Source organism: Halobacillus halophilus, assembly GCF_020171985.1.
Taxonomy (GTDB): Bacteria; Bacillota; Bacilli; order Bacillales; family Halobacillaceae; genus Halobacillus; species Halobacillus halophilus_A.
This window is the reverse complement of sequence record NZ_JAIVAL010000007.1, coordinates 124,540-148,991: the sequence shown is the minus strand read 5'-3', so window position 1 is coordinate 148,991 and position 24,452 is coordinate 124,540. Positions and strand designations below refer to the sequence as shown.

The window sequence follows — 24,452 nt, the reverse complement described above, 5'->3', positions numbered from 1 at the left end:
AGATTTTTGTACAACTTCATATTTACCATCATAGTCCTTCTCATTTACGCATATCCTACAACTAACGAAATGAAAGTAAGGAGAGGGATAGGATGGGCTTCACTTATGGTAAAAGGGAGTTATTGCAGGACTTACAAAAGGTGTTTGCCAAGCATAATGTCCAGTCCATTAAAGTCAATAAGCCAGGCACACTGTTTAAAATAGAGTCAGATGGATCGATGAAAGTGGAAGTAGGGGCAACGATCACGGCCTTTGATACCAGACCAGGGGAAAAACCGGTGAATAAATTCAGAGTCGTAAACGGCGGTAATCAGAAGAAGCAGTAAATCGAACAGCGCATTTGACCAGATTGCAGGTCAAATGCGCTGTTAGCTTTCCTATAGGAAGATAGACGTGCTAAAGATTCTTAGTAGTAAATAAACGCAATCACTCCAGCTAAAGCGATACGGTAAAAGGCGAAAGGTAATAGTTTAACTCTATTGATCAGCTTAAGAAAAAACCGAATCGTGATCAGGGCAAAAAGAAATGCACTTACAAACCCGACCGCAAAAAGGGGAAGCGCCTGCACCGTGAAATACTGCAGGTTATCCATTACAGAAACACTACTCGCGCCAAGCATAATGGGTACCGCCATAATAAATGTAAAGTCTGCCGCCGAGCGGTGATTCATCCCCACAAGAACACCAGCGGAGATAGTGGAACCTGATCGGGAAAAACCGGGCCACAAAGAAAAGCACTGAATCAGTCCAATGAGAAGCGCCTGAGGGTAAGTGATTTGATCCACACTTTTTAAAGAGGGGGTGCGGTTGCCGTAAAGGTCAGCGAAAATCATAAAAAAGCTTCCTGACAGGAGTCCTATGATGACAGTTTCCACTGTGAACAAGTGTTGATCAATATAGTCTTCAAAAAGAAATCCGAGCAGAGCTGCCGGAAGCAGCCCTGTCAGGATATGACTAATTTTAAGACGGCTTGAGTTATGGTGCGCACGCGATCCTGCACCCAGTAAATCCATAAAACGGTGTCTAAATGTAATAACTACCGCAAGAATTGAACCAAGCTGAATAACGATCTTAAAAGTATTGGCGGTGTAGTAGCCTAAAAACTCTCTGGAATGTAACCACATCTCATCCACGATAATCATATGGCCCGTAGATGAGACAGGTGCGAATTCAGTTAATCCTTCAAACATCCCGAGCAGCAGCACTTTGATAACTTGAATAACGTCCATTCTGAACTCCTTATGCGCTTTGAATTTTTTTATGGATCATGATGATAAGGAGGAGGGCGCCTCCTATGCCAAGACCTATATAGGCAATATTCGAATAAACCTCCAAAAGCCGGGAAATCTCATTCCATGATTCACCCATCAATGCCCCCACTAAAATAAGGATGGTGTTCCAAACCAGGGTTCCAAGGATGGTGAATAGCAGAAATAAGCTCAGCTTCATATTCGCCATTCCGGCGGGCAGAGAAATCAGGCTGCGGACGAGTGGAACCATACGCCCGAGAAGCACGGCCCATATCCCGTAGCGTTGAAACCATTCTTCAACTCTCCTAACGTCTTCACTTTTAATTCGCAGTTTATGACCATGACGTTCCACGAAGGATTCCAACTTTTCCATATTCAAACATGCTCCGATCCCATAAAGCACAACCGCACCTGCAAGAGAACCTGTAGTCGAAACTACAATCACCCCAGCTATCGATAGGCTGGCAGCCTGCGTCATAAAACCGCTGAATGGAAGGATAACCTCAGATGGAATAGGGGGGAAGATGTTCTCTACGGCCATCATGAGAAAGATGCCTGCATACCCATAGTGACTCATAAATTCAGTAATCCAATCGGCCATCGTGTACCTCCAAGTTTTTATAATAACCGGACTTAAGCAGGGGGTGACAGCTTAAAGCCCGTCCTCTCTATTTATAATCCTATGATTTGTTTCAGTTCTTTTATGTTAACCATGCTCCAGTGAAATTCGATCCAGTAGTCCTGCCAATGCACACCAGTAAGCAATCCTGCTGTCCAGATTCCACCAAACAGTAAAAATAAAATAACGAACGCGAGAACATAATAGGCCATCCATTCCATTACTTCTGTATGTTTCATTTTAATCTCCTTTAAAAAGTATTTAATTAAATGCACACGAAAAATAAGCTTTCCTATAGTGTGAAAAAGAAAAGCTGCAGCACCTTTTTGTGAAAAGGGAGACGACTAGATTTACAGATAATTGGAATGGAATTGTTCTAAGGTCAGAAATCCGGATGCCCCGTTACGCGGTTCCAAGTAGATGGCGGGCGCCATAAGAAACCCCTTTAGTTTCATTTTCATCCGGTTTGGAGTGATCAGGAAAGAAGGTAAGGACCGGGTGTCATTACCTTTAGGGAGAAGGACGGGAGACACATTCAGGGCTTCCTGCTTCACATCCGTGAAATGCGCCACGAGTGAATCCGTCTGTTCTATAGTCTCATACGCCTGTAAGGACGCGGCAGGGCTCAAACCTAAGAAATAGGCAGCCGTGAGCAGCGCAAATAGAATTTTAACGATATTCATCTCCTTCTCCCTCCTTTCCAGATATTAGATATACAATACCCTAAGGCGGTGGGGAAGGGAAGCTTTTTTTTACGTTACGAAAGAGGAGGCTGATTTATGCCGGCATGGGTTATGGAAGTGATTTTGATTCCTGCGATTGTAGCCATCATGACCCTTGTATTTAATTTGGTTCTTCACTGGGGTAAAACTAAATTTGAATTCCGCGTCGACACCACGAAATTCAGGCGTGAGCATGATTACCTGCAGTTGAGTGAATTGTACATGGAGCTGTACGCGGTAATTGCGCAATCCGAATTTCTTAGAGTCTTTCACCACTTGGAAGAATTAAGCTCGTTGCATGATCTTCCTTTTGTTGAAGTGGAGCACCGGTTAAAACGGTTTGCGGATGGTTTATTTCCAGGCGAGTTTAAGGTACACCAGGGCGTGATGGGGAATGCGGCCATCCACTCGTTTAATAAAATGCAGCTGGTCGAACTGATTCTGGAGAAGAAACCATACGCCTCCCAGGAACTGATCAAGCTTGCGGTCGGCTACCGGTACTGTCATGAATTTCTAAATAAAGATGGTCTCGTGGAATCTCAATATGAAAAATTTCTGGTCAGCGGTCTGGATTATATTTATAAAATGGTGACCACGGTTGTAAGGGAAACGAATGAGAAGCGGGAAAGCTGTCATTTGGAGTTTATTGAATCGGAGAAAGACGAAGGAATGATGGAGCTTGATATTTATAAGCTGAGGAATTGAAAGAGGAGGAGAGTGAACGCTCAGGCTGTAGTTAAACAGATAAGATTTATGTGAGATTTTGAAACGATATCCGTGCTCAGTTCGTAGATAAATGAAAACACCTTTTAGGAGTGTTCGTTATCTTAAATCTTGTAATATTTGGTATAGTTGCTGTTGGGGGAGGATTTGTTCTTTTATTAGGATTTTTGGTTATAGTAGGGAGACAATTCACTGAACCCAACAAAGAATTACAGCAAAAAGTCAACAGCCTTGAAAGAGAAGTGAAAAGACTGAAGGAAAAAAGGTAGATTCCTTTTTTGAAATCAACTCTTCCTAATAGAGATCTTGGCCACCATAAAAATGGTTGGCAACTGATCATGTTTGGTTAGACATTAGAAAATCGGTTTAGAAGCAATAGGAGTGAGTATAGTTGAGAAAGTTCTTATTGATTGGCACTGCTCTGTTATTCTCCGTCTTTATGACAGGATGCTCGGATTCAAATGCCCTAGCTATTACCGAGAAGAGTAAAGTCGTGCTTATTCCAGATGGAGATGGTGGGGAGGCCGTAACAATAGCCGCCTTTATAAAAAATAAATCTGACCAGCCTTCACAACCTTTTTATATAGAATTTGAAATTCTGAATAGCAGACTCCAATCTAATCTAGAAGAAACGAAGTTAATGGTGGGTGAAAATTTTTCAGATCCTCCTGGACAGGTTTATAAAGTAAAACCACATACTGCCTTACAGGCCGGCCGTACACTTCGGATTACAGGGGAAATAGAGGAAGCTGCATTGAAAAAGATCATAACCAGAAATAATGCGGTCAAAGTAAATCTTCTAAGCAAAGGCCATGACCTTATTCAATCAAGTTACATAAATGGTTTCGGAAAAGATTTAACGGCAGACGGAATAGATGATTCTAAGTAGGGAGTGCTGCTGTAATCTGGTCATGGAGTTAGTAGACAAGGACTAAAAAGCACTTCACTTTGATACAGATTTAGCTGTGTTATAAAAAAATGCGCTTCTACATATATAGAAGTTTTTCAAAAGATACAAAAAAGGTCAGCCTCTTTTTGTGGAGGCTGACCTTTTTCTTGAATTACGCGTTTTGGTAAGACAGATCAGAAGCGATCTGAGCGACTTTTTCAAGACCTTCCTGTACAAGTTCTTCTGCTTGGTCAGGATTAGCATTATGCCCCTCGATGACCACCTCGTTCTTAACATTCATACCGAACAATCCACCAAAAATGTTACGCATGTAGCTGAGCGACATTTCCATAGGTGCCATGGATGGATCCGAATAGTTTCCACCGCGGGCGTTCATTAAGATGACACGTTTGTCTGTCATAAGCGGCTTTGGACCACTCTCTGTATATCTGAAGGTAAAGCCAGCTTCTGCAATATAATCGACGAATGTTTGCAGTTTTGCCGGAATTGTGAAATTCCATAGCGGGAAGGCGACCACGATTACGTCAGCCTCTTGGATGGCGTCTTTTGCTTTCTGTTTGGCATCCATAAGTCGTTGCTCGAGGTCGTTCAGAGCAACACCTTCTTGCATTTTGCCAAGAGCACTGAACAAATCCTGACCCAGGTAAGGCATGTCCTCGTTGAAAAGGTCATACGTGCTCACATTGATCTCATCTGTTTCTTTCATATTTTCTAGAAATGTTTCATACATCTTGGTAGAAATACCGTCTGGACGGTTATTGGCTTTAATGACAAGTACGTTCATAGGTTGCATTCCTCCTGTTGTTCATTCCATTTTTAATACATTAGGATTATAATATCTCGAAGTGAAGATATCAACTACTGAGATTTAGTAAATGTAACCAACAATGAAGGAAACCTGCTTTATGGTTCGTACATGGAAAGGAGTAGAGGCATGACAGGCTCCTTTACGTTGAATAAATCGCTTCAACGATCCGCTCACAAATTTCATGTGTCCGCAACGAATCTTCGATGGAAGGATCAGGTGTATGATTGGTTTGCACACATTCGATAAAGTGATCGGTTATTTGATAAAAACCGCGCTTATATAACGTGGGGTCCCAGCCTCCATAATTCGTGACACGGACTTCTTTATCATGGTAGTGAGTCGTTTCGGTGAGATTATCCACGACATATTTGTCATGACCGGTCGTGTACTCAATCATCTCCTCCGTCACACCGCCGTTTCGATTCATGATGCCGATTGCGATACATCCTTGTGCGATCAATTGGATGACTAATTGATCCAGCATTTCACCATTTCTAATGGACTCGACTTTTACCTCCTCGACCTCTCTGTCCAGTAAAAACCTGAGTGTATCGACGACGTGAATGAAGTCCTCAACCACGAACTGCCTAACAGGCTGCGGGTCGGCAAATCGGTTCTTCTGCATCAAAATCATGCTGGGTTTGCCGTGATCCTTTAGTTCATTGACCATAGGAATGAATCTTCTATTAAAGCCGACCATGGCTATCGTTCCGTGCTCTCTAGCGAGCTTGACTACCCGTTCTGTTTCATGAAAGTTCATAGATACCGGTTTATCTATGTAAACGTTGATCCCATTTGTAATCAGTTTTTCTGCGAGTTCCACATGCGCTTCTGTAGCGGCGCTGATGATGGCTGCATCGACATCTTTTTTGATCAGTTCTTCTACTGTGTGCGCCTTTTCCTGAATTCTGAACTTGTTGGATAAACTCTCTAATACATCGCTATTCCTAGTGCAAAGCACCAGTTCAATATCTTCTTTCTCAGAAAGCACGGGTAAGTAAGCTTTTTTAGCTATATCTCCTAAGCCAACGATACCAATCTTCATATTCAACACCTCGCAAGTAGTATTATGGTAAGTTTGATCACTTTTAGAGTAACACGACCGTAAGATTTTAACTTGAAAGTTGGTTTGAATAGAATCCTGGACAACTTTTTTCGAATGACACCAAGGGCTGTGTCGAAGATCAGAGGTAAGGAAGAGAGCACTGCTTCGGCCGTGAATGTGTAGGGGCTTTCGACATTTTGAAAAGCTTAGAGGCTTATATCCTCTAAGCTTTTCATTCCATCTATGCATGGGTCATACGTTTTCTATTAAAAATCTGTACTTCTAGGAGTGGTCCTCTATCTTTAAGAAACCACTTTCTTCTGAAACGATGCTTCTTCCGCTTTTGGTTTGATATAAATAATGCTTCCAATAAATACGGCGAGCACATTAAGAAATAGGGTCAACCCTACTACACCAGCGGAGTGAAGGGATTCATAGAATACCCCGTTAACGACAAACAGCACGGCAATGCTAGCAAGCACAACGGCTCCTTTAACAGACCGGTTGTTGGCAATTTTCCAATTTCCGTAGTTAAAAGCAACGGTAAACAGGACCATCACGAGGATGTTGACGCTCATCCCTACCCAAACCGGGTGAATGTTCAAGAAGAAATCGGCCGGGTGCCAATTACTTAAGTGATACCAGGTCAATCCTGCGGCAAATCCGCCAAAAAGGGAGCCCAGGACAGCTCGCTTTGTGACAAGCGGCCAGAATAATGCGGCAACTACGGGTGCAAATGTGGCGGAGTTTCTCATCGTCCAGGCGAGTACGTTCCACCAGGCGGATTGTTCTGTACGAAGGAATCCGAAAATGATCATGAGTCCGGTCAGAAGGAGCAGCGACCATTTCGTATATTTAACAAGCTGTTCTGGAGAGGCACCAGGGAAAATCGCGCTTCCGACATCTTTTCCAAGACTGGTGGCACCTGAGAACTGACAAGGCGCTCCCCATCCAAGAGCACACGCCCAGATGCCTAAGAAGAACAGGCCGACGAAAGGAGCAGGCAGCACTTCCATTAAATATTGGGGAAGAGCAACGAGTCCGAGGCTTGCGTCAGGAACGACCGCAGCGGCCGATAAGCCAAATAGAATTCCCAACAGAATAAATGGAACACTCATCACTTCTGCGACGATTAAGCCTTTGCGTCCTTCTTCAGGTGTTTTGCAGGAGAGGGCCATCTGAAAAGCGGCCTGCGCTAAAATTACGTTTACGAGGAAGGTGGCAAACCATACGAGAATTACTTGAAGACCGGCGCCGCCCCAATCAAACATGCTCGGCTGTTCGGCAGCAAGCTGCTGTAAGCCGGAGATGCCCGGGTTGATGAAGAAGGCCACGGTTCCAATAGTAAACATAATGGCAAAAATAATCGTGTTCATGGTTTGTGTAAAGGCCACCGCCCACATACCGCCTGACTGCAAATAAACGAATAGTAAGATAGCCGTAAAAGCGACGGACAAGGATAAAGAAACGCCGGTGAACACGTGAAAGGCAGAAGCAAAAGCAATCGCTGTAGCAACGGACCACATTGGAAACGCAAATGCTGTAATTGCACCAGATAAAGCTTTAGCGCGTCTGCCGAATTGATCGCCAATTAACCCCGAGATGGTTACAACTAACTTTTCACGAAATGATTTGATTAATAATAAAGCAATCAGTAAGACTTGTAAGGTTTCGGCGACTCCGTACCAGATGGCTGATATTCCGGTCAGATAGGAAAGCTCGACAATCGATATGTACGTCGAACCTGAGAAGAGGCCGGTTATACAAAAGGCCACGGTCCACCATCTAAATGTCCGTCCCCCTACAAAATATTGCTCGCCGCGGTTGGCTTTTCGCTTCGCCACATTACCGACGATGATGAGGGCGAGCGTGTATAATAAAGCGAGTGAAATCATCCAAAAACCATATGAACTCATGTTTGTACCTCCTTGTTGATTTTCCAATTAATTTCTATTTTTACGTCTGCATCCTTAAACAAGTTGTAGTCCGGACAGCGTTTTTGAACGAGTTGAATAAACTCTTCTTCATCGATTTCTTGCTCTGCAAATGTAACGTCCACCTCAAGCGTCACCGTTTGAAAGTGTGGACTCGCATCGGCTGTGCCGAACAATCCTCTGTGATCGATACCACCACTTGAAGCGGCCTCCAGCTTTTCAATCGTTAACCCTTTTTCCTTCGCTACCATTTCGACCACAATCATAAAACAGCCGTTTAGCGATCCAGTCATGTATTCCATCGGAGTTAATGCTTCATTGGAACCTCCAAGTTTCTCGGGTTCATCAATTGTAAACGTAAAATCCCGAATAGAATGGACATTCTGAAACTGGCTGGTGCGCTTGCTCTGGGTGTTAATCGACCGTAATGCTGACTTCTTCTGTGTTTGCTGACCTGTCATTTCATCTCACCTCCCCTTTAAAACATAAAAAACCCTTCCACTTTTCTGTAAGAAAAATAGAAGGGTTGGTTTTAAATATCCCGACTCTTATCTTTCAGACAGAAAGTGTCTGCTGGACTGAGCACCTTGTTTATAAAACAGGTTGCCGCGGGATCAAAGGACCAGATTCCTCCACCGCTCTCGATAAGAAAATTATGAATTTAAAGAATATTCTACGTTTAAAGTTAATCATCTGTCAACAACTTTTTTGGAAGTCAGCTTCGGAAACAAGAAGACGCTGAGCGAAGAAAACGCTTATCACTGTATGGATTCAATATAAAAAGGAACCCGGTTTTTTACGGGAATGACAGCCCTGCCTAGCTCACCTTACGCCGTTGTTCCGCATGCATCAACTTACCGCCAAACTCATTTATAAAAATAGCTGCAAGGATCAAAAATACGCCGATCCACTGCAAAAAGGTGACCGTTTCGGAAAGAATCAGCATGGCTGAAATAATGGCGACAGGAAGTTCTACAGAACTCAGTACATTAGCGAGACGACCTGAAATAAGTGGAGCACCGCCCGCAAAGAACAGGGGAGGAATAACGGCTCCGACAAGCGCGATTCCAGTAGCAATCGCCCATAAGCGCATGTCCAGAACGGGGACGGTAGGAATGTCACGGATGAAAATAAGGATCACAAGTACCAGAGACCCTGTCACCATAAGGGAACTCCGCAGTACAGGATGGGAATCGACAGCCACCTGACCACTGAAAAAAATAAATCCGGCATAGGAAAACCCTGCCAACAGTCCGAGCAGAAGACCAATCGGGTGTAAATCGAGACCACGACCTGTAAGGCCTGAAGCTAACACCACTCCTGTAAGAGTGACCACCAGCGAAATCAAGTGAATGCGTTCAGGTGGCGTTTTCGTGAAAATCCATTCATACAGCATACCGATCCAGACAAATTGGAAAAGCAGAATAATCGCAATAGAAGCGGGGAGGTACTGCATTGCTCCGTAATAAAAGATACTCGTCAGTCCAACCGTACTGCCCGTAGCAGCAACTTTGACAAGGTCTGAAGTCCGAATTTCTCTTATTCGCAACCCTTTTAAAATAGACAATCCCCAAAGTAAAACAAAGGCGGCGAACATTTGGACAATATTTAGCTGACCCAGAGAGTACCCATATTGAAAACCCGTTTTGACAAAGATAGGGGTGAAACCGAAGCTTGCCGCACCCAGGAAGACTAGAACAATCCCTTTTCCCTTCATGTTTGATAACCTCCCAATCAAGACAATTCGTGCTTCTATTTTGCCGAACACACTGATTCTATTATTTCAAAGGCCCTTTAAAAACTCAATTTTATTGAAGGAACAACTTAAGGAATGTCGGATTTTGAGGTGAATTTTTGAGAATCATAGCGATAAATGTAAAACGATTTTTACAGGGATTTTCTCCCTTTTGTCGAACTGATTGAGTATAAGGGAAACACTATAAAAATTCAGAAAAAAAGGAGTGTTCGTGGGGATGTTCAAGAATAGTCTATTAAAGTTAATGCCGTATAAAGAGCAGGGTATGGTGGAAACGAATCTGGTCAATGTGATGAAGCGATTAAAAATTGAAGATTTTACGTTCAACTGGGACCGCAGCAGCTGTTATGTAGAATTCAGTTATAAAGAAGAGCCATATAAACTGGAACATTCGATAGAAAAAGCTAGGAAACAAGGGATCATCTTAAAAAATGGTATGGATTGTTTAATAGAGCTGACTCAGTCACTGGAAGATCTATGTGTGATTATTGACCGTGGCACCTATAACTTCGAGACGTGGATCTCCGGCATGAAGCAGCAGGAAGCGCTGAATGAAACCCCTATTTATCAGGAAGAGTTTCACATTAGTTACAAATCTACCGGGGAACAGGCTAAGCAGGAACTTTCCAAAGAAGAACCTTTCAAAGAGGAGTCGCTTAAAGAGGAACAGCCATCTGATCGAAACGAGCAGCTTTTCCCATTTGGACCTGACCTGTCACTTAAAGATTTCTACTTAAACCAGCTTACGCAGAGCGCGGAGAGGAAAATACAGTAGAATCAGACAGTGGATGACATAATAGAGATAATAAAGAAGAACTCCAGATTTAAGGAGTTCTTCTTTATTGATTCTGTAAACTTTTTGAGTGTGTACGTTGTAAATGGGCCGTGCTCCCCAGAAATTACTGCATTTTCCCAATCATTCCTGTGCCTACCCTTTATACAACTTAAAAAGCCAGCCCCTTAGTTTAAGGACCTGGCTCTCACACTTATTTAAATAGCCCAGAAGGCACGAACACGCCTCCCGGTATGAGGAGTGAACCATCTGAAAACGGGTATCAATGATTCACTACTGTATTCATTCTAGTAATAGAAAGAAGCACCAACAATAACTAATAGAATGAACAAAACAACGATCAAGACGAATGTACTACCTCCGTAGTATCCGCCGCCACCGCCGCCGTATCCACAGCCGCCATACCAGCCCATATCTTCACCACCTTTATTATCCTATACGATAGGCTATGAAAAAACAGGGGAGTTGGGAGGGCGGATGACCATGGTGGTTTTAAAAATAAATCAGGAGCCCTTCTGGATCTGCTCTTGTTCTTTCCGTTCGTTCCATTCACTTGGGCGGATCCAGCGGACGTTATCGGTGGTCTGCAAGTGGTCTTGAAGATTGGCTTTGATTTTCTGGATGTGATCCACCATCGTCATAGCGGTCATATCGAGCTCCATCATCGTCGTCTGCTGCTCCATAATTTTTTCGGAAGATCCTTCGGTGTTTGCGCTCAGCTGCTGAGTGAGCTGATGAATTTCTGCGAATTTCTCCTGTGTCTTTTTCTTTTCGGTGATCACGTCTGCCGAGTGAGTCTGAACTTGTTTGGACTGGTCGTGAAGTTCGGAGATATTCTCAATAACCTGATCGAAAATCTCTGTCATCTCCTTGGCTTTTTCTTTTCCTGCATTAAGGGCTTCTGTTTCCGTTTCATACGACTTTTTCTGGTCAGAGATACTGGAATTTACCTGGCTTATGACATTTTCAATTGTGTCCGCACTGTCTTTAACCTGGGCGGAGAGCTTACGGATTTCGTCTGCGACTACCCCGAATCCTTTCCCGTGCTCTCCTGCTCTTGCGGCTTCGATGGAAGCGTTTAAGGCCAGCAGGTTGGTCTGGTTGGAGATATATTCGATCGCTCCAAGCGCTTCTGTTACTTTTTTCATTTGTCTCAGAAGCTTTTCATTAAAACTTCCAAATTGTTCGGTAACCTGAATGATCTCTGTAAACACATGGTTGAATTCATCGACTTTTTCTTTTCCATCATTCGACAATGAACGGACACTTTCGGATGTTGATGCGGAGGTCTCAATGATCTCACCAAGAGACTGAATCATGCCGTTAATACTATCCATCTGGCTCTGAAATTGAGCTAAGTGTTCTCCTTCGATCTGGATATCCTCGACCATTTCCATCAACTGCGTACTGACCTGTTCAGCTGACTCGGTTACTTGTTTATTCATATTGTTCAAATGCTCACTATGTGCCTCCACGTGACGAAGTTCTTCCAGGGAATGCCGGATGGATTCATCTTGAGGTTCATTTGCATCCGTTTGTTCTGACTCATCTCGTAAGAACCTTCTTTTAGCGTTGAAAAACAAGAGGATAAGAAGGGATGCTGTTCCTACACCCAGTGCCGCTAAGATGGAAAGGCCGGCTGCAGGGGTGAAATAAAAGGATAAACTATAACTCACGGTGCCATAAATCATGACAGCCAGGCTGATGGACATAAGTGTAAACCATTGTTTTCTTTTCATAGTAGTACTCGCTTTCTCTTGGAATTTAGGATCCTGTCCAGACGGAAAGAGAAGGGGAGACCGATGCCATAGATCATCCCAATCTTCAACAAGTTAAAAGGTATGATGACATAAAGGACGGCAGTTCTAAAATCGGTGGCGAATGGATTAAATTGGGTGAATTGCTCGACATACTGTTTTTTTGTGACCCCGATCAGCTCCATGATCGATGGGAGAATAAAATAGTAATTTAATAGATACATTGTGGATAAGAAAACGGTAATCGTAATAGTGAAACTCCATAGATTCAGTTTCTTTTGATAATGATAGAACATCCCAATCAGTCCAACGATGAGCGCTCCCGAGAAGAAATTAGCCATTTGTCCGACAGGAAGTCCTGCATAGCTGCCATGAGTGATGTAGTCTATTAAATTCTTGAGAAACTGAATGAGTACGCCTGCCACAGGTCCAAGGGTAATGGCTCCAACCAGAGCGGGAATGTCGCTAGTATCCATAGTGAGAAAGGGCGGAAAGAAAGGAACCGGAAATTTAAAATAATAGAGGATCATGCTGCAGGCGGCTAGAATCCCAATGGTGGTTGTGCGTTGTAGTTTAGATAATTTCAATATTCTTCATCTCCTTAAGGAATAGAAGAGAAGAACACTCAGCCTCTTCTCTTCTAATGGGCTACGCATTTCCTTGTAATGAGCGGGTATGAGGAGCCAGCAGACTGGCTGCATGTTCGACAACTTTCGGACTGGAGGACTTCGCCCCTTTAAAGTTTCGGCTTTCTTCGATTTCATACACGCCAAAGCCATCCAGATCGTAAGCAACCATCATGGACTTAAAGGTGGGTGTTTCGATGACTAAAAACCATTCCCGGATCAGTTTGCTGTTAGGAGGAAGCGGAATGTAGTGGATGCCGTCGGAAGAATCCATCGTCACATCTTCCTCACCGAAAATATAAACATTGGAATATTCCGTCATGGCCTGGAAGCGGTCCAGCACGTTATGGGCACGGGAGAATTTCTGAAATCCAGCATAGACGTTTCCTTTTAATTTTTTCATAAGAACCATGTTTTCCATCATTAAACACATGTACTCAAGCTGTGGCACCTTGGATTCAAAATGTAAGGAACTGGACTGCAGTTGAGACAAATGTGCGTTATCCAAATTTTTTGTTTCTCCTTCGACAGAACCGAAGCATTCGTTAAATAGAGAGAGATGTTCAATATTCATCTACGTATTCCTCCTGTGAGAAGTCGCTGCGACTTCTGAGTATTTAGGCTGTTAATTGGAAATATAAACATATCATTAATGAATAAAATGATCCATTATAAAATACCTAATGAAATAAAGGGAACGACACTCTTTTATTTCATCGGATACTTGCCAGAAGAGTAAAGATAAATACAAAAATTAAGATAAAAAAGAAAAAAAGAAAGAGCGGTTGAACGCGCATAACACATGGCATACAAGCATGTAAGCGCTTAACTTTTTCGGTGAATAATCTAAGTGTTCAGAAAATTTACTTAAAACCTGTTGACCTTCTCGCGAAATCCGTTTAAAGTAGTCCTCAATCAACTTCACCGGTAATTCTCTGAAACGCCAACGAAGGTTGATCATGTGGAAGGACCCCCATGGGACCCTGAGCATAAAAATGAATGTCACGTTTGTGTCAGGGTCCACTATTTTTTTCCTTCATAAATCTATCGTTTCAAACATTAAATATAGAAAAGAAAGGAGTGCTAAGGATGAGCAGCCAATGGATTTATTTAAGCGGCGAATATGTAAATAAGAACGAGGCCGTCGTATCCGTTTACGACCACGGTTTCTTATATGGAGATGGGGTATTCGAAGGTATTCGTGTCTACGAAGGCAACATCTTCAAATTAGATGAACACTTAAACCGCCTCTATGATTCAGCAAAATCAATCATGCTTCAAATGCCTTATGAGAAGGAGGAGATGAAAGAGATTATTGCTGAAACCGTCCGCAAGAACGAGCTGGAAACAGCCTACATTCGAGTGGTTGTCTCCCGTGGAATGGGTAATCTCGGTTTAGACCCATCCAGTTGTTCAAATCCAAGAGTGGTTGTCATTGCTGAAGCACTTGCTTTGTTTCCGAAAGAACTTTATGAGCGCGGCGTAAGGCTCGCATCGGTTTCCAGCAGACGAAACCGTCCGGATGTACTCCCGCCTCAAGTGAAATCATTAAACTATTTAAATAATATTCTAGTGAAAATGGAAGCAAATCAGGCTGGAGTAGACGAAGCCCTGATGATGAACGATCAAGGTTACGTAACAGAAGGCTCAGCAGACAATATCTTTATCGTAAAAAACAGCACCATTTATACACCGCCTACTTATTTAGGGGCGCTGGAAGGCATTACAAGAAACGCCATCATTGATCTTGCTAAAGAAAAAGGCTACGAAATGAAAGAACAGCCTTTTACCCGCCATGATGTGTATGTAGCTGATGAAGTATTCCTAACAGGCACAGCAGCAGAAGTCATCGCAGTAGTAGAAGTGGACCAACGTCCTGTAGGGGATGGAAAGCCAGGCGTCATAACCAATCACCTGCTTTCTGAATTCCGTAAGATTACAACGACAGACGGTTACAAAGTCTACAACAAAGATAAAGTTCAAGTAAGCTAGACTTGAAAAGTTAATAGGGACTAATACGAAGACGGGAATAAAAGAGTAAGTTCTTGTATTCACAGAGAGCCGGGGTTGCTGGAAGCCCGGAAATACATCTTATTCTGACATCATCCCTGAGTGTTCACGCTGAACGGTTTACTAGTAGGCGGAACCAGGTGTTTTTATTCGCACCTGTTATCAAAAGGAGTTCTAAGAGAACTCCCTGAGGTGGAGCGTAAAAGCTTCACGAAAACGAGGGTGGTACCGTGAAAGTAATAGACCTTTTCACCCCTCTCTTTCCTTATACCGACGTGTATATGAGGAAGTGAGGATGAAAAGGTCTTTTTTATTTTAATAATAGTGAAACAGATTGGCCGCAATGATTTTCTAAATACTCTAAGGAGGGATTAAAAAATGAAGGCAGAGGCAAGTGTGAAAGAGCAGACCGCCACAAAGACAGGAGCAGATTTGCTGGTTGAATCCTTGATTGAACAAGGTGTCGATACTTTATTTGGTTACCCGGGAGGTGCCGTACTCCCAATTTATGACGCCATCTACCGGGCAGAAGGAAGCTTTGATCACGTTCTTCCCCGTCATGAACAGGGAGCGATTCACGCAGCAGAGGGATATGCTCGAGTAGCGAACCGTGCAGGTGTTGTCATCGGAACTTCCGGGCCGGGAGCTACCAATCTGGTAACCGGGATCGCTGATGCGATGATGGACTCCATCCCGCTGGTTGTTTTCACAGGCCAGGTGGCTAAAGGAGTCATTGGGACAGATGCTTTCCAGGAGTCAGACATAATGGGCATCACGACCCCAATTACGAAACACAACTACCAGGTTCAAAATATCGAGGAGCTTCCGCGTATTGTGAAAGAAGCCTTTCACATTGCCACTACCGGGCGTCCGGGACCAGTAGTCGTTGATATACCGAAAGACATTTCTTCAGAAGTGTATGCTAAGGATGTTATTCATCACTTTCATCTTCCGGGCTATCAGCCGACACTGAAACCGAATCCACTCCAGATCACGAAGCTTCACGAAGCACTGACGCAGGCGAAGAAACCCGTTATTCTAACTGGTTCAGGTATTATCCACGCAGGAGCTTCGGAAGAACTTAGAACCTTCGTGCGAAACTATGAAATTCCGGTTGTATCTACCTTGCTTGGTCTAGGCAGTTATCCAGGCAGCGATCGACTGTCGCTGGGCATGGGAGGCATGCACGGAACGTACGCCGCGAATATGGCTCTTTATGAATGTGATCTTCTGATTAACATTGGGGCCCGCTTTGATGATCGCCTGACAGGAAACTTGAAGCATTTTGCACCATCGGCGAAAGTGGCTCACGTTGATATCGACCCGGCAGAAATCGGGAAAAACGTTCCGACATCGATTCCGATCGTATCCGATGCCAAGGCTGCATTGAAGGCGTTAAATAATAAAGAAGTCACAAGCCTTGATCATAAGGAATGGCTGGATAAGAGCTGGGCGCGTAAAGCGGACTATCCACTGTGGTATCACCAGAAAGATGAAGATATTGTTCCTCAGTGGCTGGTCAAGAAAGTATATGACTATACCCGCGGTGAAGCTGTTGTAACCACTGATGTTGGACAGCACCAGATGTGGGCGGCTCAATATTACCATTTTGATGAGCCGAACCGCTGGGTAACCTCAGGTGGACTTGGAACCATGGGATATGGTTTTCCGGCAGCGATCGGCGCACAGCTTGCAGATATGGAATCCACCTGCGTTGCGATCGTAGGGGACGGCGGATTCCAGATGACGCTTCAAGAGCTGTCCGTTCTTCAGGAACGCGGCTTGCCAGTGAAAGTCATCATCGTGAACAATCAGGCTCTCGGCATGGTTCGTCAATGGCAGGAGAAGTTTTACGACGGTCGTTTCTCTTCCTCTATCATTGATACGCAGCCTGACTTTGTAAAACTTGCAGAAAGTTATCAGATTCCTGGTTACTTCATTGACTCACCGAAAACACTTGAAGAGGTACTTCCGGACATCCTTGCAGATGATAAGCCGGCCGTTGTCGATTGCCGAGTACTTCAAAGTGAAAATGTGTATCCAATGATCGCACCAGGTAAAGGACTTCACGAAATGATCGGGGTGAAACCATGAAAAGGATAGTTACTGCGATCGTTCATAATCGCAGCGGCGTATTAAACCGAGTAACAGGGCTGCTGGCTAAGCGGCAGTTCAACATTGAAAGTATATCTGTCGGCCGCACCGAGACAGAGGGCGTTTCCAAAATGACATTCGTGGTCGATGTGGAGGATAACCGCAAACTGGAACAGCTGACAAAACAGCTGAATAAACAGATTGATGTCCTGAAGGTTTCCGATATTACAGACAATGCGATTGTCGCCCGGGAACTTGCACTGGTCAAAGTCATCAGCAACCCGCAGATACGAAGCGAAATTCAGGGCATTATCGAACCGTTCCGCGCTACGATTATTGACGTAAGTAAAGAAAGCATCACGGTTCAGGTTACTGGTAAGTCCGATAAGGTCGATGCGCTGATTGAACTCTTACGACCTTATGGTGTTAAAGAGCTTGCAAGAACCGGCTTAACTGCCTTTAAACGGGGAAATCAGCCTCAACAAGCAGAAGTAAAATCTTATTCTCTACTAAACTAATTACTCTATTACAGAAAGGAAGATTTTAAATGGCACATGTTTACTACCACAATGATATCCAAGATGAGGTTCTACAAAATAAGAAGGTTGCTGTTGTCGGCTATGGCTCACAGGGCCACGCTCACGCACAGAACTTAAAGGAAAGCGGTCATAACGTTGTCGTTGGACTAAGAAAAGGGAAGTCCTGGGATAAAGCTGAACAGGATGGACTGGAAGTAAAAGAAGTAGCGGACGCTGTAGCAGACGCAGACGTAGTTATGGTTCTTTTACCAGATGAACACCAGCCGACTGTTTTCGAAGAATCCATTAAGCCGAACTTGAAAGAAAATGCAGCTCTTGCATTTGCGCACGGATTCAACGTTCACTTCAACCAGGTCGTGCCTCCATCTAACGTTGATGTATTCCTGGTAGCTCCAAAAGGCCCTGGACACCTTGTAAGAAGAACATTTGAAGAAGGCGCTGGTGTACCCGCTCTAATCGGAGTCGAGCAGGACGTATCCGGTGAAGCGAAAGAAATCGCGTTAGCTTATGCTAAAGGAATCGGCGGCGGCCGTGCCGGCGTACTGGAAACAAGCTTCCAGGAAGAAACGGAAACGGATCTATTCGGTGAACAGGCGGTATTATGCGGCGGACTTTCAAGCCTAGTTAAGGCAGGATTTGAAACTCTGACAGAAGCAGGCTACCAGCCGGAAGTAGCGTACTTCGAATGTATGCACGAACTGAAACTGATCGTTGACTTGATGTATGAAGGCGGTCTTGAAGGCATGCGTTATTCCATCTCCGATACAGCTCAGTGGGGTGACTTCGTATCTGGCCCGCGTGTCATCAACGAAGAAACAAAAGAGCGCATGAAAGATGTACTTCAGGACATTCAGACTGGTAAATTCGCAAAAGGCTGGATCTTAGAAAATAAAGTGAATCGCCCAGAGTTCGAAGCGATCAACAACTTGGAGAGCAATCATCCAATTGAAAAGGTGGGTAGAGAACTCCGAGAGTTAATGCCTTTTGTTAAGAAATCCCAATCTAAAGAAAAGGAAGTGGTCTCTCATGGCTCACGTTAACGTATTCGATACAACTCTTAGAGACGGAGAACAGTCAGCTGGCGTGAACTTGGACCGCCTGGAAAAATTAGAGATTGCGAAGCAGCTGGAACGCCTTGGGGTAGACATCATGGAAGCAGGATTTCCTGCTTCCTCCCAGGGAGAATTTGAATCCGTCCGTGAGATTGCGAACACGGTGAGAAACGTTTCAGTAACGGGGCTTGCGAGAGCTCACAAGAAAGATATCGATATTGCCTGGGAAGCATTGAAAGGTGGAGCAGAACCAAGACTTCACGTGTTCTTAGCTACTTCAGCCATTCATATGACGCATAAGCTTAAGAAAACACCAGATGAAGTGGTGGAAACAGCGGTAGAAGCTGTATCTTACGCAAAAGAGAAATTCCCTCACGTTCAGTGGTCTGCAGAAGATGCCAGCCGAACCGATATCGATTTCCTAGTTCATATTATTGAAAAAGTGATTGACGCCGGTGCCTCCGTTATTAATCTTCCTGATACGGTCGGATACTCAACACCGGATGAATACGGACGCATGTTCCGAGAAGTAAGAGAACGCGTTCCGAATATTGATCAGGCGATTCTTTCGGCTCACTGCCACGATGATCTAGGTATGGCTGTCAGCAACTCGATTGCGGCTATTGAAAATGGAGTCCGCCAGATCGAAGGCACCATTAACGGAATCGGCGAACGTGCTGGAAACGCGGCACTTGAGGAAATCGGAGTCGCTCTTGAAATCCGTAAAGACCGTTATGATTATCAGACAAACCTTGTCTTGAAAGAAATTAAGAGAACGAGTGATTTGGTCAGCCGTATGACCGGCATGATGGTTCCAGGTAACAAAGCCGTTGTCGGCCGTAACGCCTTTGCTCACGAATCCGGCATTCACCAGGATGGCATGCTGAAAGACTCGTCCACTTACGAAATCATCACACCAGCGATGGTGGGAATCGATTCCAATCGTATGGTAATGGGTAAACACTCCGGTCGTCACGCTTTCAAACAAAAAGCCGAATCAATGGGCTATGAGTTGACGGATGAGAAATTGAAGGAAGCGTTTGAATCCTTCAAGAACCTGACGGCGAAGAAGAAAGAAGTCACCGACGACGATTTGTTTGCGATCCTGACCGATACGCAGACCGAAGACAAAGATCAGCCGAAATACGAGCTGAAAGCCTTCCAGGTTCAATACGGAAGCATCAATCGTCCGACAGCCACAGTACTTCTTACCAAGCCGAATGGCGAAGAAGTCGAGAAAGCCAACACAGGAGACGGCAGTGTCGAAGCCATCTACAACACGCTGGATGATTTAATCGATGCCGATGTGCATTTGCAGGATTATCAGTTAAGCTCGATTGGAAGAGGACGAGATGCGCTGGCAGAAGTGCACGTACAGCTAACCGTAGATGATGTGAAAGCTTCCGGGCGCGGATCTGCGCAGGATGTTCTTGAAGCATCTGCACATGCCTTCTTAAACGCCGTAAACCGCACATTATATAGAAAGAACACGGAACCAGTTCAAAAGCAGGTTCACGTATAAAGGGGGAAATGTTATGAAAAAGCACATTGTACTTTTACCGGGAGACGGGATCGGTCCCGAAGTAGCAAAAGCTGCTAAGCGCGTGCTGGAAGCCATAGCTGAACAGCATCAGCACACATTCACTTTCGAAACGCACAATATCGGAGGAAGCGCCATTGATCAGGACGGCACCCCTTTACCGGAAGATACGATTGAAGCTTGTCATAAAGCGGATGCTGTATTCTTAGGAGCTGTAGGCGGTCCGAAATGGGATGACCTGCCTGGTCATATGCGACCTGAAAAAGGACTGCTTGGCATTCGTAAGCAGCTGGGACTTTTCGCTAATCTGCGGCCGGTTAAGGCGTTCCAGCAGCTCCTCCATGCGTCCCCCTTAAAAACGGAAGTTGTCACAGGAAGTGATCTGCTGATTGTCAGGGAATTAACAGGAGGACTCTATTTCGGAGAACCGAGTGAAAGGCGCAACAACGACGCTGAAGTCGTAGATACGCTGGCGTATTCGAGACATGAAATTGAGCGGATCGTTGAGCAGGCGTTCCAGAGTGCCAGACTAAGAAGAAACCATCTGACCTCTGTGGATAAAGCAAACGTATTAGAATCGAGCCGAATGTGGCGCGAGATCGTGGAAGAGAAGAAGCAGGAGTATCCAGAAGTAACGGTTGAGCATATGCTTGTCGATGCTGCCGCAATGAAGCTGGTAACGAATCCTTCTTACTTCGACGTCATCGTGACAGAGAACATGTTCGGAGACATTTTAAGTGACGAAGCGTCTGTATTAACCGGCTCACTCGGCATGCTTCCATCGGCAAGTATCCGAAAAGATGGGCTGGGCTTATACGAACCAGTTCACGGATCTGCACCGGACATCGCCGGTCAAAACAAAGCAAACCCGCTGGCATCCATCTTATCCGTTGCGATGATGCTGAAGCATTCCTTTAAAATGGAAGAAGAAGCCGAACAAGTCGAGAAAGCCGTACAGGACGTGTTAGCAGCGCGCTACCATACGGCCGACCTTAACATTAGCGGAGGCATTCCAGTCAGCGGAAGTGAACTCGCGAATAAAGTGATTGAACAATTAAGCACGAGTGACACGACTGAAAATATCATGAGGTGCTACGTGTAATAGTTGAAGAAGGGAGCGGTACACATTGAGTCAACCGAAAACAATTATTGAGAAAGTTTGGGATCAGCATGTCGTTCATGAAGAAGAAGGGAAGCCGAACCTCCTCTACATCGACTTGCATCTGATTCATGAGGTCACCTCTCCCCAGGCGTTTGAAGGTCTGCGCCTGAGCGGGAGGAAAGTCCGCCGGCCGGACCTGACGTACGCAACCATGGATCATAACGTGCCGACCATTCACAGAAACGTGATTAAAGACCAGATTTCCAAAAAGCAAATGGAGACACTTGAAGAAAACTGTGAAGAATTTGGCATCAGCCTGGCCGATATTAACCACCCGGATCAAGGGATTGTCCACGTGATCGGGCCGGAGCTTGGCTTAACCCAGCCGGGTAAAACCATTGTCTGCGGCGACAGCCACACCTCTACTCACGGAGCCTTTGGAGCGTTAGCTTTTGGAATCGGTACGAGTGAAGTGGAACACGTGCTTGCCACCCAGTCAATCTGGCAGGCGCCTCCGAAGACTCTTCAAGTTCATATCGATGGCAAGCTGGGTACTGGCGTAACCGCGAAAGACTTAATACTTGCGGTCATTGGCCGTTTCGGTGTTCGCTTTGGAACCGGTCACGTGATTGAATATACGGGCGAAGCAATCCGTAACTTGTCCATGGAAGAACGTATGACGATATGCAACATGTCCATTGAAGCAGGAGCAAGAGCGGGATTGATCAGCCCGGATGAGACAACAGTCGAGTACTTGAGAGGCAAACGTTACGTGCCGGAAGGGGAAGAATTCGATCAGGTGGCCCAGCAGTGGCTGAACCTGGCATCAGATCCAGGTGCACGATACGATATGGAACTTGAAATCCATGCCGATGAAATCGAGCCGCAGGTAACGTGGGGCACCAATCCTTCTCATTGTGTACCTGTCTCCGCACAAGTACCGGATCCACTCGATGCCGAAAGTGATGATGAAAAAGACAGCATTGAGCGTGCCCTGGAGTATATGGGACTGGAAGCGAATCAAACCATTCAGTCTATCCCGATAGAGCATGTCTTTATCGGTTCCTGCACCAATTCAAGGATCAGCGATTTGAGAAAAGCCGCTGATATTGTGAAAGGCGGCCGTGTCCACGAAGGGATCAGAGCGCTCGTCGTACCAGGTTCCCAATCTGTGAAGCAGGCAGCGGAAAAAGAAGGACTGGATCAAATATTTATAGACGCCGGTTTCGAATGGAGAGACGCAGGCTGCAGCATGTGTCTCGCGATGAATGACGATATCGTACCGCCTGGCGAACGCTGTGCCTCGACATCAAACCGGAACTTTGAAGGACGTCAGGGTAATGGAGCCAGAACCCATCTGGTCAGTCCTGAAATGGCAGCAGCTGCTGCACTGGAAGGCCGCTTCGTAGACGTCAGAAAACAGATGAGTACCGTTTAGGAGGGTGAGCAGATGGAACCTTTGAAAAAGCATCACGGAATCGTCTATCCACTGAATCGATCCAACGTGGACACCGATCAGATTATTCCTAAGCAATTTTTGAAGCGAATTGAACGAACCGGGTTTGGGCAGTTTCTTTTTTACAACTGGCGCTTTAACGATGATGGCTCATTGAAAGAGAATTTCTCATTGAATGATCCGAAGTATAATGACGCATCCATCCTGGTGGGAGGTGAAAACTTCGGCTGCGGCTCTTCAAGGGAGCACGCGCCCTGGGCCATTCAAGATTATGGTTTTAAAGTAGTGATTGCTCCGAGTTTTGCGGATATCTTCTATAATAACTGCTTTAAAAATGGAATTCTGCCGATCCAGCTGCCGAATGATGCAGTAGAGAAATTAATGGAAAAAGCAGAAGATGAAATTTATGGATTATCGGTTGATCTGGAAAAACAAGTCGTTTATGGTAGAGAAATGGAAGTTAATTTTGATATCCAGCCGTATCACAAAGAAATGTTACTCAATGGCTGGGATGAAATCGCGGTCACCTTGACCCACGAAGACAAAATTGACCAATACGAAAAAAATACAAAGGGAGTGAAGACGTTGGGGATTTCTTAACGCTAGCTAAAGTGATGGAGGCTCATGAAAAATTACAAGGAGTGGTGCACCGGACTCCTTTAGAGACCTCCTCTACATTTAATCAGCAAGCCGGTCAGCAAGTCTATCTGAAGATGGAAAATCAGCAGAAAACAGGAGCTTTTAAAGTAAGAGGAGCTTCCTATAAAGTAGCCTGCTTATCACAAGAGGAAGCTGAACGAGGGGTTATTGCCGCTTCTGCCGGCAACCATGCCCAGGGCGTCGCTGTAGCCGCCCGTAAACGAGGGATCAGCGCCCGCATATTCATGCCGGAAGCGACGCCGCGTGCGAAGGTTGAAGCAACCGAAGGGTATGGTGCCACGGTGGTATTGACCGGAGAATCGTTTCAGGAAGCTTATACCGCTGCTCTTCTTGAACAAAAAGAGAGTGGAGCAACCTTCCTTCATCCATTCGATGATTATGACGTGATGGCCGGACAAGCGACGATTGCGGTCGAAATGCTGCAGCAGCAGCCGGACATTGATACGCTGTTTGTGCCCATTGGGGGCGGCGGATTAATCAGCGGTGTGTCCTTTGCAGCTAAGCAGCTGAAACCGGATATTCAGGTGATCGGCGTACAGGCTGCCGAAGCCTCATGCGTCTATAATTCTTTTTACAAGAGTGGACCTGAAAAATTAACATCAGTCGCGACCATTGCTGATGGGATTGCCGTCAAGGAAAAAGGAACACTTACCTATCCTTGTATCCAGAAGTATGTGGATCAGGTAATCACCGTAGAAGAGCATGAAATCGCTCAAACAATGCTTCACTTACTGGAACGTGAAAAAACACTGGTGGAAGGTGCGGGAGCCTCTGCATTAGCTGGAGCCCTGTATCACCAACATCAATTTGAAAGTAAACAAGCGGGTGTGATTGTAAGTGGCGGAAATATGGACATCTCCAAACTTCCTTCCATTTATCAAGCAGCTCGCCCAAAGCAAGCCGCGCTAGTTTAAGAAGATAAGGTAGTGAAACAGATGCTCCGGACGGGGCATCTGTTTTTTGGTTGGCAGTCTTCTGTACGGTTTTATCGTTGGGATTCCATTCGGGGAAGGTTGGATTTCGAAACATATTTGTATAGGAACGTAAATCAGGCCAA

At 45.0% G+C, this 24,452-nt stretch carries 26 protein-coding genes and 1 riboswitch; of the genes, 13 read left to right on the top strand and 13 right to left on the bottom strand.

Annotated elements, in window-relative coordinates; all coding sequences use genetic code 11:
- Positions 1-92 precede the first annotated feature (92 nt).
- Entirely contained in the window at positions 93-326 is a 234-nt protein-coding gene (locus LCM11_RS13065; protein ID WP_224894732.1) for a hypothetical protein, read from the top strand.
- An 80-nt stretch (positions 327-406) separates the two neighbouring features.
- On the opposite strand, the gene LCM11_RS13060 is transcribed toward LCM11_RS13065, so the two are convergent.
- The 4 genes from LCM11_RS13060 to LCM11_RS13045 form a co-directional block, all read right to left on the bottom strand.
- Positions 407-1,228, bottom strand: coding sequence for an undecaprenyl-diphosphate phosphatase (locus tag LCM11_RS13060; RefSeq protein WP_224894731.1), 822 nt, complete (start codon positions 1,226-1,228; stop codon positions 407-409).
- A 10-nt stretch (positions 1,229-1,238) separates the two neighbouring features.
- Complete coding sequence (locus LCM11_RS13055; protein ID WP_224894730.1) at positions 1,239-1,850, bottom strand: DedA family protein; 612 nt, start codon at positions 1,848-1,850, stop codon at positions 1,239-1,241.
- Between the two features lie 71 nt (positions 1,851-1,921).
- Positions 1,922-2,107: a hypothetical protein gene (locus LCM11_RS13050; protein WP_224894729.1), complete on the bottom strand. Its 186-nt coding sequence runs from the start codon at positions 2,105-2,107 to the stop codon at positions 1,922-1,924.
- Positions 2,108-2,218: 111 nt separating this feature from the next.
- Complete coding sequence (locus LCM11_RS13045) at positions 2,219-2,551, bottom strand: hypothetical protein (protein WP_224894728.1); 333 nt, start codon at positions 2,549-2,551, stop codon at positions 2,219-2,221.
- A gap of 96 nt (positions 2,552-2,647) precedes the next feature.
- Between LCM11_RS13045 and LCM11_RS13040 the strand changes: the two genes are divergently transcribed.
- Entirely contained in the window at positions 2,648-3,295 is a 648-nt protein-coding gene (locus LCM11_RS13040; protein ID WP_224894727.1) for an ERF family protein, read from the top strand.
- A gap of 409 nt (positions 3,296-3,704) precedes the next feature.
- On the top strand, positions 3,705-4,202 hold the full coding sequence (locus LCM11_RS13035) for a hypothetical protein (RefSeq protein ID WP_224894726.1): 498 nt from the start codon (positions 3,705-3,707) through the stop codon (positions 4,200-4,202).
- A 172-nt stretch (positions 4,203-4,374) separates the two neighbouring features.
- On the opposite strand, the gene LCM11_RS13030 is transcribed toward LCM11_RS13035, so the two are convergent.
- From LCM11_RS13030 to LCM11_RS13010, 5 genes are all read right to left on the bottom strand, one after another.
- Positions 4,375-5,007, bottom strand: coding sequence for an FMN-dependent NADH-azoreductase (locus tag LCM11_RS13030; protein WP_224894725.1), 633 nt, complete (start codon positions 5,005-5,007; stop codon positions 4,375-4,377).
- Between the two features lie 163 nt (positions 5,008-5,170).
- Entirely contained in the window at positions 5,171-6,076 is a 906-nt protein-coding gene (locus LCM11_RS13025; RefSeq protein WP_224894724.1) for a Gfo/Idh/MocA family protein, read from the bottom strand.
- Between the two features lie 302 nt (positions 6,077-6,378).
- On the bottom strand, positions 6,379-7,992 hold the full coding sequence (locus LCM11_RS13020) for a sodium:solute symporter family protein (protein WP_224894723.1): 1,614 nt from the start codon (positions 7,990-7,992) through the stop codon (positions 6,379-6,381).
- Positions 7,989-8,471, bottom strand: a complete 483-nt coding sequence (locus LCM11_RS13015) for an OsmC family protein (RefSeq protein ID WP_224894722.1) — start codon at positions 8,469-8,471, stop codon at positions 7,989-7,991. The genes LCM11_RS13020 and LCM11_RS13015 overlap by 4 nt, the downstream gene beginning before the upstream one ends.
- Positions 8,472-8,555: 84 nt before the next feature.
- Positions 8,556-8,661: riboswitch (SAM riboswitch) on the bottom strand.
- A 166-nt stretch (positions 8,662-8,827) separates the two neighbouring features.
- On the bottom strand, positions 8,828-9,727 hold the full coding sequence (locus LCM11_RS13010) for an EamA family transporter (protein WP_224894721.1): 900 nt from the start codon (positions 9,725-9,727) through the stop codon (positions 8,828-8,830).
- 256 nt (positions 9,728-9,983) lie between these two features.
- On the opposite strand from LCM11_RS13010, the gene LCM11_RS13005 reads away from it, so the two are divergent.
- Positions 9,984-10,541, top strand: a complete 558-nt coding sequence (locus LCM11_RS13005) for a hypothetical protein (RefSeq protein WP_224894720.1) — start codon at positions 9,984-9,986, stop codon at positions 10,539-10,541.
- Between the two features lie 305 nt (positions 10,542-10,846).
- On the opposite strand, the gene LCM11_RS13000 is transcribed toward LCM11_RS13005, so the two are convergent.
- The 4 genes from LCM11_RS13000 to LCM11_RS12985 form a co-directional block, all read right to left on the bottom strand.
- Entirely contained in the window at positions 10,847-10,972 is a 126-nt protein-coding gene (locus LCM11_RS13000; protein ID WP_224894719.1) for a YjcZ family sporulation protein, read from the bottom strand.
- A gap of 90 nt (positions 10,973-11,062) precedes the next feature.
- A complete protein-coding gene (locus LCM11_RS12995) occupies positions 11,063-12,298 on the bottom strand; it encodes a methyl-accepting chemotaxis protein (protein ID WP_224894718.1) in 1,236 nt (411 codons plus the stop codon).
- On the bottom strand, positions 12,295-12,903 hold the full coding sequence (locus LCM11_RS12990) for an ECF transporter S component (protein WP_224894717.1): 609 nt from the start codon (positions 12,901-12,903) through the stop codon (positions 12,295-12,297). Before LCM11_RS12990 ends, LCM11_RS12995 begins: the two co-directional genes overlap by 4 nt.
- Before the next feature lie 61 nt (positions 12,904-12,964).
- Positions 12,965-13,516 carry a DICT sensory domain-containing protein gene (locus tag LCM11_RS12985; protein WP_224894716.1) on the bottom strand — a complete coding sequence of 184 codons (552 nt, stop codon included), beginning with the start codon at positions 13,514-13,516 and terminating at the stop codon, positions 12,965-12,967.
- Positions 13,517-14,031: 515 nt separating this feature from the next.
- On the opposite strand from LCM11_RS12985, the gene ilvE reads away from it, so the two are divergent.
- The 9 genes from ilvE (at position 14,032) to ilvA (ending at position 24,309) form a co-directional block, all read left to right on the top strand.
- Complete coding sequence (gene ilvE, locus LCM11_RS12980) at positions 14,032-14,934, top strand: branched-chain-amino-acid transaminase (RefSeq protein WP_224894715.1); 903 nt, start codon at positions 14,032-14,034, stop codon at positions 14,932-14,934.
- Positions 14,935-15,330: 396 nt separating this feature from the next.
- Complete coding sequence (gene ilvB, locus LCM11_RS12975) at positions 15,331-17,046, top strand: biosynthetic-type acetolactate synthase large subunit (protein ID WP_224894714.1); 1,716 nt, start codon at positions 15,331-15,333, stop codon at positions 17,044-17,046.
- Complete coding sequence (gene ilvN / locus LCM11_RS12970) at positions 17,043-17,564, top strand: acetolactate synthase small subunit (RefSeq protein ID WP_224894713.1); 522 nt, start codon at positions 17,043-17,045, stop codon at positions 17,562-17,564. Before ilvB ends, ilvN begins: the two co-directional genes overlap by 4 nt.
- Positions 17,565-17,593: 29 nt before the next feature.
- The gene (ilvC, locus tag LCM11_RS12965; RefSeq protein ID WP_224894712.1) at positions 17,594-18,625 is read left to right on the top strand and encodes a ketol-acid reductoisomerase; all 1,032 of its coding nucleotides are present in this window, start codon (positions 17,594-17,596) and stop codon (positions 18,623-18,625) included.
- Positions 18,612-20,159, top strand: coding sequence for a 2-isopropylmalate synthase (locus tag LCM11_RS12960; RefSeq protein ID WP_224894711.1), 1,548 nt, complete (start codon positions 18,612-18,614; stop codon positions 20,157-20,159). The genes ilvC and LCM11_RS12960 overlap by 14 nt, the downstream gene beginning before the upstream one ends.
- A 13-nt stretch (positions 20,160-20,172) precedes the next feature.
- Positions 20,173-21,279, top strand: a complete 1,107-nt coding sequence (leuB, locus tag LCM11_RS12955) for a 3-isopropylmalate dehydrogenase (protein ID WP_224894710.1) — start codon at positions 20,173-20,175, stop codon at positions 21,277-21,279.
- Between the two features lie 25 nt (positions 21,280-21,304).
- Positions 21,305-22,717 carry a 3-isopropylmalate dehydratase large subunit gene (leuC, locus tag LCM11_RS12950; protein WP_224894709.1) on the top strand — a complete coding sequence of 471 codons (1,413 nt, stop codon included), beginning with the start codon at positions 21,305-21,307 and terminating at the stop codon, positions 22,715-22,717.
- A 12-nt stretch (positions 22,718-22,729) separates the two neighbouring features.
- Positions 22,730-23,335: a 3-isopropylmalate dehydratase small subunit gene (gene leuD / locus LCM11_RS12945; RefSeq protein ID WP_224894708.1), complete on the top strand. Its 606-nt coding sequence runs from the start codon at positions 22,730-22,732 to the stop codon at positions 23,333-23,335.
- A 14-nt stretch (positions 23,336-23,349) separates the two neighbouring features.
- The gene (gene ilvA / locus LCM11_RS12940) at positions 23,350-24,309 is read left to right on the top strand and encodes a threonine ammonia-lyase (protein ID WP_224894707.1); all 960 of its coding nucleotides are present in this window, start codon (positions 23,350-23,352) and stop codon (positions 24,307-24,309) included.
- Positions 24,310-24,452: the final 143 nt, after the last annotated feature.

What these genes read in the sequence shown, in the direction of transcription:
- LCM11_RS13030 (WP_224894725.1), bottom strand. Translation starts at nt 5,007, where the DNA reads ATGAACGTACTTGTCATTAAAGCCAATAACCGTCCAGACGGTATTTCT.
- ilvN (WP_224894713.1), top strand. Translation starts at nt 17,043, where the DNA reads ATGAAAAGGATAGTTACTGCGATCGTTCATAATCGCAGCGGCGTATTA.
- LCM11_RS13040 (WP_224894727.1), top strand. Translation starts at nt 2,648, where the DNA reads ATGCCGGCATGGGTTATGGAAGTGATTTTGATTCCTGCGATTGTAGCC.
- LCM11_RS13000 (WP_224894719.1), bottom strand. Translation starts at nt 10,972, where the DNA reads ATGGGCTGGTATGGCGGCTGTGGATACGGCGGCGGTGGCGGCGGATAC.
- LCM11_RS12995 (WP_224894718.1), bottom strand. Translation starts at nt 12,298, where the DNA reads ATGAAAAGAAAACAATGGTTTACACTTATGTCCATCAGCCTGGCTGTC.
- LCM11_RS13010 (WP_224894721.1), bottom strand. Translation starts at nt 9,727, where the DNA reads ATGAAGGGAAAAGGGATTGTTCTAGTCTTCCTGGGTGCGGCAAGCTTC.
- ilvC (WP_224894712.1), top strand. Translation starts at nt 17,594, where the DNA reads ATGGCACATGTTTACTACCACAATGATATCCAAGATGAGGTTCTACAA.
- leuD (WP_224894708.1), top strand. Translation starts at nt 22,730, where the DNA reads ATGGAACCTTTGAAAAAGCATCACGGAATCGTCTATCCACTGAATCGA.
- LCM11_RS13045 (WP_224894728.1), bottom strand. Translation starts at nt 2,551, where the DNA reads ATGAATATCGTTAAAATTCTATTTGCGCTGCTCACGGCTGCCTATTTC.
- ilvB (WP_224894714.1), top strand. Translation starts at nt 15,331, where the DNA reads ATGAAGGCAGAGGCAAGTGTGAAAGAGCAGACCGCCACAAAGACAGGA.
- ilvA (WP_224894707.1), top strand. Translation starts at nt 23,350, where the DNA reads ATGGAGGCTCATGAAAAATTACAAGGAGTGGTGCACCGGACTCCTTTA.
- LCM11_RS13050 (WP_224894729.1), bottom strand. Translation starts at nt 2,107, where the DNA reads ATGAAACATACAGAAGTAATGGAATGGATGGCCTATTATGTTCTCGCG.
- LCM11_RS12985 (WP_224894716.1), bottom strand. Translation starts at nt 13,516, where the DNA reads ATGAATATTGAACATCTCTCTCTATTTAACGAATGCTTCGGTTCTGTC.
- LCM11_RS13025 (WP_224894724.1), bottom strand. Translation starts at nt 6,076, where the DNA reads ATGAAGATTGGTATCGTTGGCTTAGGAGATATAGCTAAAAAAGCTTAC.
- LCM11_RS13005 (WP_224894720.1), top strand. Translation starts at nt 9,984, where the DNA reads ATGTTCAAGAATAGTCTATTAAAGTTAATGCCGTATAAAGAGCAGGGT.
- LCM11_RS13055 (WP_224894730.1), bottom strand. Translation starts at nt 1,850, where the DNA reads ATGGCCGATTGGATTACTGAATTTATGAGTCACTATGGGTATGCAGGC.
- leuB (WP_224894710.1), top strand. Translation starts at nt 20,173, where the DNA reads ATGAAAAAGCACATTGTACTTTTACCGGGAGACGGGATCGGTCCCGAA.
- LCM11_RS13065 (WP_224894732.1), top strand. Translation starts at nt 93, where the DNA reads ATGGGCTTCACTTATGGTAAAAGGGAGTTATTGCAGGACTTACAAAAG.
- LCM11_RS12960 (WP_224894711.1), top strand. Translation starts at nt 18,612, where the DNA reads ATGGCTCACGTTAACGTATTCGATACAACTCTTAGAGACGGAGAACAG.
- LCM11_RS13015 (WP_224894722.1), bottom strand. Translation starts at nt 8,471, where the DNA reads ATGACAGGTCAGCAAACACAGAAGAAGTCAGCATTACGGTCGATTAAC.
- ilvE (WP_224894715.1), top strand. Translation starts at nt 14,032, where the DNA reads ATGAGCAGCCAATGGATTTATTTAAGCGGCGAATATGTAAATAAGAAC.
- LCM11_RS13060 (WP_224894731.1), bottom strand. Translation starts at nt 1,228, where the DNA reads ATGGACGTTATTCAAGTTATCAAAGTGCTGCTGCTCGGGATGTTTGAA.
- LCM11_RS13020 (WP_224894723.1), bottom strand. Translation starts at nt 7,992, where the DNA reads ATGAGTTCATATGGTTTTTGGATGATTTCACTCGCTTTATTATACACG.